This window comes from Fibrobacter sp. UWT3 (assembly GCF_900230125.1).
In the GTDB taxonomy this organism is placed as follows: Bacteria; Fibrobacterota; Fibrobacteria; order Fibrobacterales; family Fibrobacteraceae; genus Fibrobacter.
The window spans coordinates 180,407-194,123 of the sequence record NZ_OCSS01000004.1; the positions used below are offsets into that span (position 1 = coordinate 180,407).

The 13,717-nt window shown below is 51.9% G+C and carries 17 protein-coding genes; all 17 read left to right on the forward strand.

Going from position 1 to position 13,717, the window contains the following annotated elements; translation table 11 throughout:
• Positions 1-9: 9 nt before the first annotated feature.
• The gene (locus CRO08_RS16350) at positions 10-537 is read left to right on the forward strand and encodes a DUF2190 family protein (protein WP_097037094.1); all 528 of its coding nucleotides are present in this window, start codon (positions 10-12) and stop codon (positions 535-537) included.
• 3 nt (positions 538-540) lie between these two features.
• Positions 541-1,620, forward strand: coding sequence for a hypothetical protein (locus CRO08_RS16355; protein WP_097037095.1), 1,080 nt, complete (start codon positions 541-543; stop codon positions 1,618-1,620).
• 9 nt (positions 1,621-1,629) lie between these two features.
• A complete protein-coding gene (locus CRO08_RS16360; protein ID WP_097037096.1) occupies positions 1,630-2,076 on the forward strand; it encodes a gp436 family protein in 447 nt (148 codons plus the stop codon).
• The gene (locus CRO08_RS16365; RefSeq protein WP_097037097.1) at positions 2,073-2,636 is read left to right on the forward strand and encodes a hypothetical protein; all 564 of its coding nucleotides are present in this window, start codon (positions 2,073-2,075) and stop codon (positions 2,634-2,636) included. The genes CRO08_RS16360 and CRO08_RS16365 overlap by 4 nt, the downstream gene beginning before the upstream one ends.
• Positions 2,633-4,066, forward strand: coding sequence for a phage tail sheath subtilisin-like domain-containing protein (locus CRO08_RS16370; protein ID WP_097037098.1), 1,434 nt, complete (start codon positions 2,633-2,635; stop codon positions 4,064-4,066). The genes CRO08_RS16365 and CRO08_RS16370 overlap by 4 nt, the downstream gene beginning before the upstream one ends.
• 10 nt (positions 4,067-4,076) lie before the next feature.
• Complete coding sequence (locus CRO08_RS16375) at positions 4,077-4,427, forward strand: hypothetical protein (RefSeq protein WP_097037099.1); 351 nt, start codon at positions 4,077-4,079, stop codon at positions 4,425-4,427.
• Positions 4,427-4,960 (forward strand): hypothetical protein, encoded by a 534-nt coding sequence (locus CRO08_RS16380; RefSeq protein ID WP_097037100.1) that lies wholly within the window; start codon positions 4,427-4,429, stop codon positions 4,958-4,960. The genes CRO08_RS16375 and CRO08_RS16380 overlap by 1 nt, the downstream gene beginning before the upstream one ends.
• A 78-nt stretch (positions 4,961-5,038) precedes the next feature.
• Positions 5,039-5,344, forward strand: coding sequence for a hypothetical protein (locus tag CRO08_RS16840; RefSeq protein WP_141398437.1), 306 nt, complete (start codon positions 5,039-5,041; stop codon positions 5,342-5,344).
• A gap of 89 nt (positions 5,345-5,433) precedes the next feature.
• The gene (locus tag CRO08_RS16385; protein ID WP_097037101.1) at positions 5,434-7,026 is read left to right on the forward strand and encodes a phage tail tape measure protein; all 1,593 of its coding nucleotides are present in this window, start codon (positions 5,434-5,436) and stop codon (positions 7,024-7,026) included.
• Positions 7,027-8,304 carry a DNA circularization N-terminal domain-containing protein gene (locus CRO08_RS16390; RefSeq protein ID WP_097037102.1) on the forward strand — a complete coding sequence of 426 codons (1,278 nt, stop codon included), beginning with the start codon at positions 7,027-7,029 and terminating at the stop codon, positions 8,302-8,304. It begins immediately after the preceding gene.
• The gene (locus CRO08_RS16395; protein ID WP_097037103.1) at positions 8,294-9,301 is read left to right on the forward strand and encodes a phage baseplate assembly protein; all 1,008 of its coding nucleotides are present in this window, start codon (positions 8,294-8,296) and stop codon (positions 9,299-9,301) included. Before CRO08_RS16390 ends, CRO08_RS16395 begins: the two co-directional genes overlap by 11 nt.
• Positions 9,298-9,762, forward strand: a complete 465-nt coding sequence (locus CRO08_RS16400) for a phage baseplate assembly protein (protein ID WP_097037104.1) — start codon at positions 9,298-9,300, stop codon at positions 9,760-9,762. The genes CRO08_RS16395 and CRO08_RS16400 overlap by 4 nt, the downstream gene beginning before the upstream one ends.
• Positions 9,763-10,272, forward strand: coding sequence for a hypothetical protein (locus CRO08_RS16405; RefSeq protein ID WP_097037105.1), 510 nt, complete (start codon positions 9,763-9,765; stop codon positions 10,270-10,272).
• On the forward strand, positions 10,269-10,592 hold the full coding sequence (locus CRO08_RS16410) for a phage GP46 family protein (RefSeq protein WP_097034549.1): 324 nt from the start codon (positions 10,269-10,271) through the stop codon (positions 10,590-10,592). The genes CRO08_RS16405 and CRO08_RS16410 overlap by 4 nt, the downstream gene beginning before the upstream one ends.
• The gene (locus tag CRO08_RS16415; protein WP_141398161.1) at positions 10,576-11,784 is read left to right on the forward strand and encodes a discoidin domain-containing protein; all 1,209 of its coding nucleotides are present in this window, start codon (positions 10,576-10,578) and stop codon (positions 11,782-11,784) included. Before CRO08_RS16410 ends, CRO08_RS16415 begins: the two co-directional genes overlap by 17 nt.
• Positions 11,784-12,371, forward strand: a complete 588-nt coding sequence (locus CRO08_RS16420) for a putative phage tail protein (protein ID WP_097034551.1) — start codon at positions 11,784-11,786, stop codon at positions 12,369-12,371. The genes CRO08_RS16415 and CRO08_RS16420 overlap by 1 nt, the downstream gene beginning before the upstream one ends.
• 432 nt (positions 12,372-12,803) lie before the next feature.
• Positions 12,804-13,717 (forward strand): hypothetical protein (locus CRO08_RS16425; RefSeq protein WP_141398438.1); only part of this gene is annotated, 914 nt, incomplete at its 3' end.

Sequence of the window (13,717 nt, forward strand, 5' to 3'; positions counted from 1 at the left end):
GAGTACCTGATGAAGGGCAATATCCTCAACTTTACGGCGGAAACCGCCGTCCCCGCTTTCCGTTTCGTCAAGGCTGGCGAAGCCCAAGGCAATGTTAAACTTGCAGGTTCCGGCGATGCCGTGCTTGGCGTGTCCATGGATGTGGATGTCAATGAAGGCAACCGCGTCGATGTGCAGCACGACGGTATCGGCCATGTGGAACTTGGTGCCGACGTGACCTACGGCCAGGCACTCTCCTCCGATGCCGAAGGCCGTGGCATTCCTGCCGAAGGTGCGTCCGGCATCGTGGCCCTTGATTCGGGCACCGAAGGCGATGTGGTCCGCATCAAGGTGGACTGCGCCGGTTCTGCTGCGACGGCATCCACTGGCGACGAAACGCCTTCCACTGGCGATGACACTCCCGCTGGCGACAACGACGCCCCGGCAAACACCGAAGGTGGCGAAACGCCCACCGAACCCACTGAACCTGAAACCAGTGGAACCGAAGGTGGCGACACCAATGGCAACGAAAACGAATCTTCCAACGAAGGAGCATAACCCATGAAGAAAATGACCAAGATCGCTCTTTTCCTCATCACCTTTGCGCTTACCATCTGCGCCTTTGCAGGTGGTGATACGCTTACCGCCTGCGGCGTTCCGCAGTTCATCGTCGATTCGCTGAGCTTTGGTAGCGCGGGCGCAAGCTTTGCCACCATCCTGCCTATTGGCGAACAGCAGACCGGCCTTGTGACCGCATTCAAGAACGGTCGCCTGATTGCCGACGAGGTGATGCCAATCAAGCAGCTTGACGGTAACGAACTCGCATTCAAGTATTTCCGCAGAAATATGGGCGACGCCTTCGGTGCCCAGGACACCCAGGTGGGCCGAATGTCCGCTCCGAATGTCGTGTATTTTGGCGGTGAAGAGATTGCAGGGCTTGCCAAGGCTTACGGCTTGCAGACTCCCGTTCCCTACGAAGACCTTGACCAGGTGAAGAACAAGGACCGCTTCGTCAACAAGACCATCGAAAACCTGATTGACCGTATTCTCCTGGACAGGGAAATCCGCATCGCGAAAATCGTTCAGGATGCAGCCAACTATGAATCCTCGCAGGTCAAGACCCTTTCTGCTTCTGAAAAGATCGGTGCTGAAGGTTCCAACATCTTCGAGCTGATTATGGATATGATGGAATCCGCCCTTGTGCGTCCGAATGTGCTTGGCATGAGTTCCAAGGTGTTCTACAAGCTGCGTACCGACAAGTCCGTGATTAACGCCATCTGGCCCACCAACAATGGCTCCGGCGTCGCCACCCGCGAACAGATTGCCGACCTCTTCGAGGTTGACCGCATCATCGTCGGTCAGGCCCGCGTGAACACCCGCAAGAACCCGAAGAAGCCTGATCTCACCTCTTGCTGGGGCGAAAACATCTTTGCCCACTACCAGGAAGAACTTTCCGACTTGAAGGAAGGTCTTGCCTGGGGTATGACTGCCCAGGTCGGCGAACGCTACGTGGAAGTCATCGAAGACAAGAAGATTGGCCTCAAGGGCGGTGAAATCGTGAAGGCTGGTTTCTACCAGGCTGAACTGGTGACCGCTCCTGGTGCTGGCATTCTCCTCAAGGACGTCCTCAAGACTGCCTAAGGTAAGCCGATGAACTACTGCACTCTCGACGATATACGGGGGCACGTGCCTGACGCGCGTTTGGTGGAGGTCACCGATGACCTCACGCCAAATGCCGACGGTGAAATCAAGGAGAACATCGTGGTCAAGGCCATCGAGGAAAGTTCTACCCTGATTGACGCCTATATCGGCAAGCGTTTCAGGTTGCCGCTCCCGCGTATTCCGAGAGTGCTCCGCATGATTTGCGTTGACCTGACGATTTACAACCTTTACGAGCGCCTGACGGAGATGAACATCACCGAAGGGATGAAGCTCCGCTACAATAACGCCATAGCCCTCCTGAAGAGCATTGCAGAAGGCAAGGCGGACATCGGCCTGGACGAAATCGGCCCCGTCGATGAATCCGGATTCAAGGTGTCTTCAAGAGTCGATGGCGGTCCTGCAATTTTCTCGCTTTCGTCCATGAGGTCCCTATGACCGATTTCGATATCGAGGAAAAGATAAATCAACTCTTTTGCGGTGAGAATGGCAAGACTCCTGCGAAGGAAAGAGATGCCTTTTGGTTTAAGGCTGTTGAAATTGGCTCCGTCGTAACGGTCCTTTCGCGCCCAGGTTTTTCTGCCGCCGTCATATCGGGCAGCTATGAAAAGGAAGACTCTACCGACAAGCTGAAAGTGACTTCCAAAATTATCGTTTACCTGGTGTTCAAGAATGTTGCGAACGAAGTTGAACGCCGCAGGCTTCTACACCCTGCAGTCAAGTATGTGGTAGGCAAGCTGCAAGGTAACAACCTTGGCCTTGACATCGAGCCGCTGAATGCCAAGAACTGGAAAGAAACGACCACCCCAGAACATCTTATTGACAAGATCCTGGAAGCTGAAATTGAATTTGAAACGGCGTACACGCTGACGCCTGAAACAGAAGAAGCAAGCTACCGCAACCTGCTTTCTATCTGGAGTTCCTTCAAGAGCGAAGAGGAACCGCACGAGGAACTCGCTACATCCAAAGTGAACTTTGATAACGGAGAAACACCATGACACTGACCAACAACATCCCGGAAACCATGATTCCGGGCTCCTACTCGGAATACAACTACTTTGCCGGCCCTAACGGACTCCCGGCGAACATCCAGAAGGTGCTTCTGGTCGGCGACATTGCCGAAGGCGGCACCCTTGCAGTGGCGAAGCCCACGGCGGTCTACAACGAAAGCGAAGTGCTCGCTCTCGCCGGGGCCGGTTCGGTACTCCACCAGATGTACAGGGCCGCAAAGAATGCCTGGAAGTACGCCCAGATTACCCTGGTGCGCCACAAGGCTACTGCGGGAACCCCCGCCACCTGGACCATCACGCTTTCCAACCCCAGCGGCGAAACCGCTGCAACCGTTGGCGGCCTTGTCCGTGTCGTCTATAACGGTAAGAATGTCAATGTCGGCGTGAAAATCGGCGAAACAGCAGCCAAGGTTGCTGAAGACATTGCCACCGCCTTGAATGCCGAAGTTGCCGCACCGTTTACCGCAGAAGCTGCGGAAGGTGTCGTGACCCTTACCGCCAAGGCGAACGGTGCCTACATTTCTGCCGCCAAGGGTGGCGTAAACGTCTCCGTCGAGGTCGTTTCCACCGATATCACGGCAGCAGACCCGATTCTTACTGCGGGAACAGGCGAAATCGACGTGGAAAGCGCCCTTGCAGCAGCCTTCCCGGAACGTTTCCACCTGATTGTGCTCCCTACGGCCGATGCGCCCAATTTGACCCTCTTGAAGACGCACTTGATGCAGGCCGCTGAACCGCTTGAACAGCGTGGCCAGCGTGGCATTGTGGCTACAATCGTTGACGGGGCTAGCGATGCCATTTCCCTTGCAACCGACTTCAACTGCGAACGTCTGCACATTGCCGCAGTCAAGAACGCCATTCCCGCCACTACCTGGGAAATTGCCGCAGGCCTTGCCGCCATCTTTGCCAGCAATTCCCAGCCCAACAAGCCCATGAACGGGCTCCCGATCCCTGGCATCGGACTCCCGGATATTGCCGACAAGTGGAGCGGCGAAGAGCAGGACGCCCTGCTTTATGGCGGCGTGATTCCCCTGGTAGAAACCGACAGCGAACTTTGCATTGTCCGTGCCGTGACTACCCGCAGCACCAAGGACGGCGTCCGCTTCACCAAGCTCATTGACACGGGTGTTATCGCCTCGCTCGACTATTTCCGCGATTCCATCCTTGCCATGCACAAGGTGAAGTACAAGAACAAGGTCATCCACGAGCTGTTGCCCGATGCCCTGAACGAAGACAACATCGCCGTGGCAAAGAGCCTCGAAGGGGTGCAGATTCTGCGTTTCATTGACCAGTATGCAGACCAGTTCATCACCGAGGAATCGAAGGATGAACCGGGCCGTATGCTCTGCCAGATTCCGGCTCCTGTCGTGCCTGGCCTGAACCAGATCTATTCCACCATCGACCTTTACCTCAACTAAGGAGTGAACCATGAAGATTTCCCAAGTTACAGTTGTCCTTAACGGCGACAAGATTACGGGCTTCAAGCAGTTCAAGGAGAACGAAATCGAAGAAGCCCAGACCGTGGAACTCGCCGATGGCGTAGATGTGGTGGAAGTACCGCCCAACTATGGTTTCCAGCTTACCGTTGTGCCCGATAGTGGTGCCGACCGGGATTGGACCGGAACCAGCGACGCCACTGTTGTCGTGCAGTACAAGGGCGGCAAGAAGGTGGTGTTCACCGGTTGCCGTCTCCTGAAACAGACTCCGGGTGACATTGACGGCAAGAACGCCAAGGAAACCCAGCTCGACTTCTATGCCCGCGCTCGCAAGGTAAGCTAATGACGGAACTTGAAAAAGCTATCCGCGAAGATAAACCCGACGAACTCATCGAACGCATCAAGGCCTCCCACGATGTCAAGCGTGTCGTGAGTTGGCCGGGCAGGCCGGACATCAAGATCGAAATTCGACTGCTGTCGCTTTCCGAAACCCGCAAGGCTAAAGTCGATAACCAGCAAGAGTTCAAGCACGACGGCATTGATATCGCAATGCACAATGTTACCGACTACCGTGAACAGGAGGCTGCTCACGGTATGTGGCGGGCTTTCTACAACGTCGATACGGGAAAACGCATTTTCCGCTCTGCGGAGCACCTGCGTTCGTTCTGTACCCCCGACGAACTGAAGAAACTCTGCGACGAATACAATGCATTTGCCGAGGAATGTGACCCTAACCTTGACGAAGTCTCCGATGACAGTATCGAGACGCTCATCGAAACGCTAAAAAAAACGCCGGACCTGGTTCAATTGAAAGTCGTAAGCTTGAATACGGCCTGGAAGCTAGTGCGTACTTTGGTTGCCCGGTTGCAAGCATAACTGACGCCCAGTGGCTCCTTGTCTTTGCGATGAAGGGGCTTTTGGAACCCAACGAAGAAGATAAAGGATGGCAGACAATTGGCGAATAACGAAGTCACATTGCGAATCGGTGCGGATGCTACAGGTCTCCAGAATGGCCTGCGCCAGTCATCGACTGCCGTCTCTTCTTTTGGGACGAAGGCTCGGGCGACCATTGCACGTGTCGGCGGATCCATGCGGGGCCTTGCCGACAGACTGGTGACTCCGTTCAATTCGCTGGTCCTTGGGGGTGGCCTTGGCATGGCCGTCAAGAATGTGGGCGACCTTCCGAATCGCTCATGTATTACGGTTTGCGGCAAAGAAAAGCGACGCGGACACGAAGTTGTTCCGCGAATCGCTGCATAAGACGGCTATCGAAACAGGTGTGCCGCCAATGAAATCTGAACGGCGTTTCAAAATTGGCGAAATCACGGTGATTTGATTTTGCTGAAAAAATGAGTGAAAGCCTGGCTAAAGCGTCCAAAGCATCTAAGGCTTCTGTTGAAGATTTGGCCACTGTAGCGTCTTCCATGAAAGGTTCTATGGGGTATAGCGCCGACCAGGTTTTTAAAGCCTTTAATGCCTTGATTATCCAGGGAGAAAAAGGGTCCTTTACTTTACAGGGCTTCGCCACCGAAGGTAAGGCTTTGCTGGCGTCTGCTTCTACTTTTGGCATTAAATCTACGGATCAATTTGCCAAATTCGGGGCATTCCTACAAATTGTCAATGAAAAAATCAAGAGCCAGGCGGAAACGACGACTTCCGTTTCGACATTGTTTTCGGAACTTATTGACAAGGCCGCCGATATTAAGAAGAAATTTGGCGTTAGTGTTTTTGACAAGAACAATGAACTTCGCGAATTTGATGTAATTATCAAAGAAATCATGAAAAAAACAGGCGGAAGTCTTAAAAAATTGTCGCCTGTGTTTGGCGCTTCTTCGATGAAGGCAATCAACCCCCTGATCGGGGAGTTCCAAAACAACTGGGAAAGAATGGATGAAATTGCCCAAGCTGGTATCGAAGGCATGAAAAATACCGATGTTTTGGAAGATTATTATGAAAAGGCTTCCAATTCGTTCAACAGCAATGTTGACAAGATGAAGAATGTCGCCCTGCAATTTGCAGACACGAACCTTACAGGGCCTGTTGAACAGCTGACGACCGCTCTGGGCTTTCTATCCCGCCACCAGGGAATAGTTACGGCGGGCTTCAAGATGATGGCCGTTGCCGCTGCAGCTTTGGGTGCTGTCAAAATTGGCGGTCTCGTGAAAGATGTGGCCGGACTCGCCAGGGATATCAAGGGTATCTGGAGCAAGAAGGGCGGCGCAGGGGCATCTGCCGCAGGGACGGGCGCTTCCGTTTTGGATGCATCTGTCCAAAAGGTATTCGTAGTCAATATGCGCAGCGGTTTTGGCGGTGGTTCTGACTACATGGACGATGATGCGCCTATGTATCAGCCTGCTACCCAGAAGGCGGCCCAGGCTATGGAATCGACCACAAAAGAGGTCGGTAGATTCCGCCAGGGCCTTTCCACCGCACGTGCGGGGCTTAACAAGCTCGGCAATACGGCCCTGGGGCGTATTGGACTCACGGCGGCCACCGGCTGGGCAATGGACAAAATCTACGACTTTGGCCAGGCCTTTATGGAATGGCGTAATGTCGTCGCCGATGTCGAGGCCAACAGCCGGGCCATGGAGGACCGTAACCAGGCAGAATTTGAAAAAAGATATGGGCCTGAAGCGGCAAGGTGGAGCAAGAAGCATGGGGACACCCTTCTCGAAATCCAAAAGGAAGAAAACAGCTTCTTGCCGTCACAAAAGAAACTTGACAAGCTTTATGGCGATTTACGGCTATACAATCAGCTGACGAAGAATGCTGTCGCGGCTCAAAAGGGCGATAAAATGATGTCGCCCCAGGAATACATGCAGGCTTTGAACCAAAACATCATTATCAATGTGGATTCCAACGGCAAGGCTGTCGTCGAAACCGACAAGGGTAAACCGCCTAAAGTCAGCGGACGAAAAACAACACCGGGATGGGGGGCATAAATGGCAGAAGAAAAAATTCCAATGCTTGGCCCATGGAAACTTCGGCTGGAGTCGATTGGCGACGAAATCTCTCACGCTATAGCCGAAACTAAATACCCTTACAAGAACGGAGCCGATCTCGAAGACATGGGCGTTGATCCTGAAACGCTCAAGTTCTCTGGTGTTTTGATCAATGACGAGTATGACAGAAACTATACCGAGCTGAGAAATTGGTTCCTATCGATTTTCAAAGCGCCAGTCTTGCTGGTACATCCCAAGCATGGCGCGGTTACAGGCTATCCCAAAAACGTATCATTCAGTAATGACCGTCGCAAGAGATATGCTGCATTTACATTTGATTTTGTGGTAGCGCATGTTCAGGACGATATCCAGAGCTATACGGACCCGTATGACGCCAATTTCGAAGAAACACAGGCTCTCAATTTGGAAGTCCAGGAGAGTGTCGCCGTATCGATGCAACAGACCGGCGTTCCCGACATTCCCGGTTCTTCGGACTGGTCGCTTATCGATGTTTGGGGCTCATTAGGCGATGCCGCCCGCAGCTTTGGCGAAGCGACAAACAAGGCCATGGGGCAACTCCTGGGAACAATTGAATCCATAAAGGCCCCTGTCGATGCAATCAATACGACCATCGATTATATGGACTCGCTGTCAGGAACCTTGACAAAGGCTATCCAGGAATGCTGCGATTCTTTCGTGACACTTGCCAGAAAGGCCGGTTCCAACAAGGGCAAATCCAGGGCATCTACCGCCACCTTGGTCACCAACGCTTCATCGATGTTGGCATCTCTTTATGGTGCCCCCGCAAGCGTTCGGGCTGCATTTGCGACCCTTGCTGCCGCTACTGTCGCTACGGAGACCGCCAAGCAGATTTCTGATGACGAGAAAAAGATGGGCGAATCTATTGCGGCTGAACGAGTCGCCATTGACGATGCCGAAGGCCGCGAACTGGCTTCGGAAAGCGAACCGTATCTGCTTTCCCCCGATGAACTTGAGGATACGTTAGCCTTGGCAAGGGAGTTCATCCAACAGGTTCTTCCGCAGGCAGTAAGCCCCTACAGGCTCAAGAAAATGGCTGCAACGCTGTCGGATGCGGTACTTCGTATCAAGCTGGAATACATGACCACCAAGACAATCAACGTGACCCACGAAACACCGCTCCACAAGATTGCTCTGGACAACAAGCTGAATTATAAGGCGGCTGAGCGCCTTTGCGCATTGAATAACGCCAAGAATCCCACGTTCATGAAAGGCGAGGTGCTTGTCTATGCAGAATGATGAAGTCATCGTGCTTGTGGCGAATGCCAAAGGGAGAGCTCAGGTGGACAAGTTCGTGAGCTACACGATCGATGCGGACCTCTATTCCCCGGAAGGCTCATTCTCGTTCGAATGCGATTCTAAGTACGATATGAACCGCGGCAACCTGTGTCAAATCTTTGTGAACCGCAAGTGCGTCATGGCGGGGATTATCGATACCGTGCGCCGTTCCCTTTCTCGCAGCGGGCCCAAGATGGAAATCGAGGGGCGATCGGTGGCGTCGGTGCTAGCCGACTCCAGTGTGACAAAGTTTGGAACTTTGCCAAGGACGCTGCCCCAGCTGGCAGAACGGCTTGTGAAGGACCTGCCGTTTCTCTCCAGGAAAGATTTCGTTTTCAACTCCGGGTCAGACAAGGATAAAATCAAGCGCAAGTTCGTCGAGCTTTCTCCGGGAGATAGCGTCTTCGATGTCCTGAAGAAAGCGGCCAATTCGCTCGGTTTTCTATTCTGGGCGTCTCCTGACGGCTCCTTGGTCTTCGACAAGCCTGTTGAACGTGGCAAGGCTGATTTCAGAATCCATGCCTTTGAAAATGGCGAGGAAATGGACTATATCGAGGGCTCTGTCACCGAAACATTGAACGGTCAGCACTCGCTTATCAAGGTTATCGGCGAGAGCCAGGACGATAGCGACATCAAGTATGTAGCCGCCTCGGTCAAAAATGACGATTTCCCGTTCTATCGCCCTCTTGTGGTAAACTGGAACGAGAACGAGGGCCCTGCCAAGAAAACCGCAGAACTTCAGCTGGCAACGGAAAAGGCTTCCGCAATCCAGCTCGAATACACGATGCCCGGGCACTCGCAAAACGGTATTCCCTGGACAATCAACGCCTTTTGCGACGTAGAGGACCATTACAACGGCGCTGTTGACTCGTATCTGATTAAACGCCGCACGTTCACGCTCTCCAGGAGTGAGGGCAAGAGAACCCGCCTTGAATTACAGCCTGGAGGCTCCCTATGATGAAATTTTTCACAAGCTTGGTAACCAGCTGCAAGGATGTGGCAGGCAAGCTCCGCAGTATCAGCGGCAAGGCTAACGGTATCGAATTTGAAGGCCGTCAGATGATGCAGCATTTTGGCTTTATCAGCATTCCCAAGGCCGGAGAGCGTTGCCTTTTCTTGCAGTTTGGCAATGTGGTCATTGCGGTTGCAAGCGACGGCAAGGACCATCCCGCCGTAAAAGAAGGCGAAACGGCCATTTACCGCGAAAAGGCACACTATATCATCCTCAAGGACGATGGAACCATCGCCATCAAGGCCGAGGGCGGTCTTGATATCGATGGCGACGTGCGAGTCAATGGCGAAGTTAAGGATAAGATCGGAAATCTCTCAAAACTTCGCGATACCTTCAACCAGCACACTCACGTGGGCAACCTTGGTGCACCAACAGCAACGCCTGTGCCGCAGGATACGGGGGCCTAAATGCTTGACCTGGACACTCTCGATTCCGAATTTTCCCGGATTGTCAAGTCTGCCGACGGCAAGACAAGCGTGGCCCCTCAGCTTGCCAAGGCCTACGATGACTACGCCAAGTGCGGCGTTATCCTCGGTGCAGACCTGTCAGCTGGTGGCGACAAATCACTACTTGAAAGCGCCTTTACAGTATGCAATCCATCCGAAGGTACTGCCGCCAACATGGCCGCCAGGCTCTGTGCTTATTGGCAGGGCCTGCCTAAGCCCGGAATACCGTCCCACGGTGGTGTGACTGTGGTTTCGGTCGTTCCGACTTTTGCGGCGGTCCAGCCTGCTGTTTTGGCGGTCATCACGGATTTGGTAAAAGAGCAAGCTACTTCCAAGCAGGAAGTTCAAAAGCCATACAAGAAACTTTTTGGGGCCATTGAAACGGTCTTGAAAACCGCTATTTGTACCGTGACTGAAACCATGCCCACGACACCGCCCAGCCCGTCACCTTTCCCGGAGACCTTACAATGACTACAGACCAGATCAAAGAAGAAGTTCAGCTTTCGCTTACCGTGGCAAAAGGTTCATTTTACAAGAAACCTGAATTTGGCCACCGTTTCAAGGAGCTCGCCCGTGAAGTGGCGTCCGAGAACACCAGGAGCAAAGCCGAAACTTATGCCACCGAGGCACTAAAGTGGATGCTGGATTACAAGCACCTTAGAAGCGTAGAATCGACGGCCACCTATGCCGATGCGGACAAGCTCCTGGTGCATGTTGTGTGCGTCGCTTACAATGGCGATGTGATTGAATTTAAACGTTTTGTGGAGGTCGGCGATGTCCGTAACAGTTGATCAAATCTTGCAGCGCATGATTGTCGATGCGAAGAACTACAACCAGACAATCAAAATTAGCCAGGGCACGGAAACCTATATCCGATTCGCGACTGCTGCGTCTGCCATCTGGGGCCTCTACAAGCAGATGGACTGGACCCTTGACCAGATTTTTCCGACCACGATGAACCAGGAAAGCCTGGAACAGTGGGCGAACGATCGTGGGCTGGACTACAGCAACCTGACCGCAAGCGAGCTTTTGACGTTCATCCTGTCGTATCTTCGCAACCCGAAGAGCGGCGGCAAGCCTAGTGATTACGAACGCTGGTCACTTGAAGCCTCTTCTACTGGCAGGGCTATCGGGCTCGAATCCTCGATGATTTCCGGCAACATGCCCGACCTGAACGCGGCCAACGCTGTCAAACCGCACGACCGCGAAAACATCGCCTTTACTTGCGGATCCAGCGACACTGAAAAGAATGTTGTGATTGATTTGGGCGATTCGAAGAAAATCTTTGGAATTGGTCTTGGTTTCATTACCAACCGACCGGCTGCTTTTGGAATTTATACGTCCGACGACGCCCAGACCTGGACCAAGCAGGGCAAGGTCGATGCCGCCTACTGGTGGGCTATAGCCACCTTCGATTCTGTTTCTACCCGCTATGTCAAGGTTGAACTCGAAGAAATCGAAGCGCTCGAAAGCTGGCAAACGGAATCCCTGAACGAGGTCAAGTGCTTCGGGGTCGAAGTCTATGAGTCGAGTGAATCTAACGAAGTCCCGGCTACAGCTCGTTGTCTTGATAACCACTATGGCGTAGGTACCGTTCTTATGCTCATTGGCCCCAGTACGCTCTCAATGCGCTGTTGTGAAGCTGTCCGGGCAAAGTGCGAATACGAAGGCCCCGTCGCACCTCGTGAAATCTGGGTCAATGTTCCTGTAGAAATAACTCTTTCTCTACGTGTTACGGTGCGAAAACTGCAACAATTGGACGAAGACGGTTTCCGGGAAGATGTCAATAAATATTTCGCCGATTTAGAACCAGGAGATCTCTTTATTCCTTCACAAATTGTTGTATACGCAATCAAAAATGGTGGCGAGAATGCGACTACTATCGAAGTGTCGAAAAATGGTGGGGAATATCAGGTTGAAACAGATGCAATTGACTCGTATTCCACTGAAAAATTCGTCCTTGGTGACCTGGTGGTGCAGTAATGGTTGAGAATCCCTTCGAAAGCCCGCACCATAGAGCTCTTACGCAGCTCTATCCGCTCCAGATGGACGCGGAGGAATATGCCGTCGCCAAGGAACTTGACCGAGCCCTGGAAAGCGCCAATGCCGTCTACCGTGAAATCTTTCCTGGTTCAGCAATAACGACTCTCGAACGGTGGGAAAACCTTTATGAATTAGGCCATTCCGGCTCCTTGGAAGTTCGCCGCCAAGCCCTTTTAGAGGCTATCAACAGGGATTCAGGCATTGCGGAACGTCATTACAAGGCGCTTGCAGCGGCAATCGGTTTCGATATCGATATTGTAAAACCGCCCAGGATGCTCCGTGCGGGCCTTGGCCGAGCAGGCTTTGAAGTATACGACCAGGATGAACAATACACCTGGACGGTTAAATGTGATAGACTGAAATCTTCTTGTACCAAATTGATACAGACATTGGAAGCTCAGAAAATCCCGTTTACTCAAATTAAATGGAAATTCCAACAGCCACCTGCAGGTCGCTTGTTGCTCGAAGATGGCGGAGCCCTGCTTCTTGAAAACGGACATCAACTTCTCCTGGAGAACGAAACATGAACGAAGAAACCTTAGACAAAAAATGTCTCAAATGGAAACAAAAACCTTGGCTCAGGCCTTGGCCGCAATGCATCTTTGGCCGGATTTGCCGGACAGGAGAATTTCACCTTGCCCGTTGGTGAATTGCTTCCTAGTCATGATGAATCGTTAGAAGGTGACGGAACTCCCGAAATCCACTGAAAGTTAATATCGAGGAAATCGAACATACCGTAACCGAAGAAGTCGAAGAAGCCGTGGATACCATCAAGAGTAAAATCGTCTATACACTTGACCTTGGCGCAGTCCAAACGGTATAGCTATTCAAGGAAATGGTACCTTGTTTGCCAAAGCAACCCTTTTTAGCCCTGGCATGGATCAGGAAATCAACGATACTGATTCAAAAATCATGTTGCGACGAATCAGACCGGCTCTGTTTCGAAATTGATATTTGCCTTGTACCGCTACGACTTGGCAGACAATACAATTCATTGGGTAGCCAACACTGACAATGTGGCGTCGCTCGTTTCTACTACAGGCTTGCATGTCGCACCAATCAAATATGTTGCTTCCGTGCCTGAAGGAAGTACGCTACAGCTTAAATCCAATAAATTATACTATTTGGTGGTTTTTACGGATGCAAACAGCGTCAAAATCGCAGGGAACACTTATTCCGAAAACATGAATACCATACCGCTTCTTGGTTGGTATGCAGACAATTTGCAGGATGTAACGGCAGAATCAATAAAAAACACCTATTCTGTCATCAATCCTAATGGAGAAAATCGCTCTCGTTTATTTGCCGCAATATCGAATATTGCCATAGAATCGGCTTCCACACCCGTTGCTACAGGTCCATTTACCGAACTCTCTAACTATGCCGTATCCAATTCTAAACGGATCCAATCTGTAGCCCAAGCGCTAACCCTGTCTTCTTCAGGCATGGTTTTCCAGAAAGTTGTTCCCGCAGCCGATGTCGACATCGTTGCCTGGCAATTTTTGGATTATCATGGTTCTCAGCCCAATCACTATGGCGCTCTTGTTCTTGATAGCCAACTGACGCCGGTAAGCGATTCTTCTGACACCTCTTGTACTGTTGGCGACAATGACAGCACTAAAGAAGGTAACTTCTATGTGCACAAATACGAAAAGAATTCGGGGTCCATTCACCTTACTGCGGGTGAAACATATTGGTTCCCGGCCATAGGCAATGGTAGCAACCAGAACCTAGAATGGCTTATTCAATACAGTTCGGCAACGCCCAGTATTCCTACAAGAGATTTATTGCTTGTTGAGGATTGCTCCAACTTGGGGAACTCGAACAACGAAACAGTGGTTGCCGAGAACGGTTGCTACTTAAAACTTTGGGA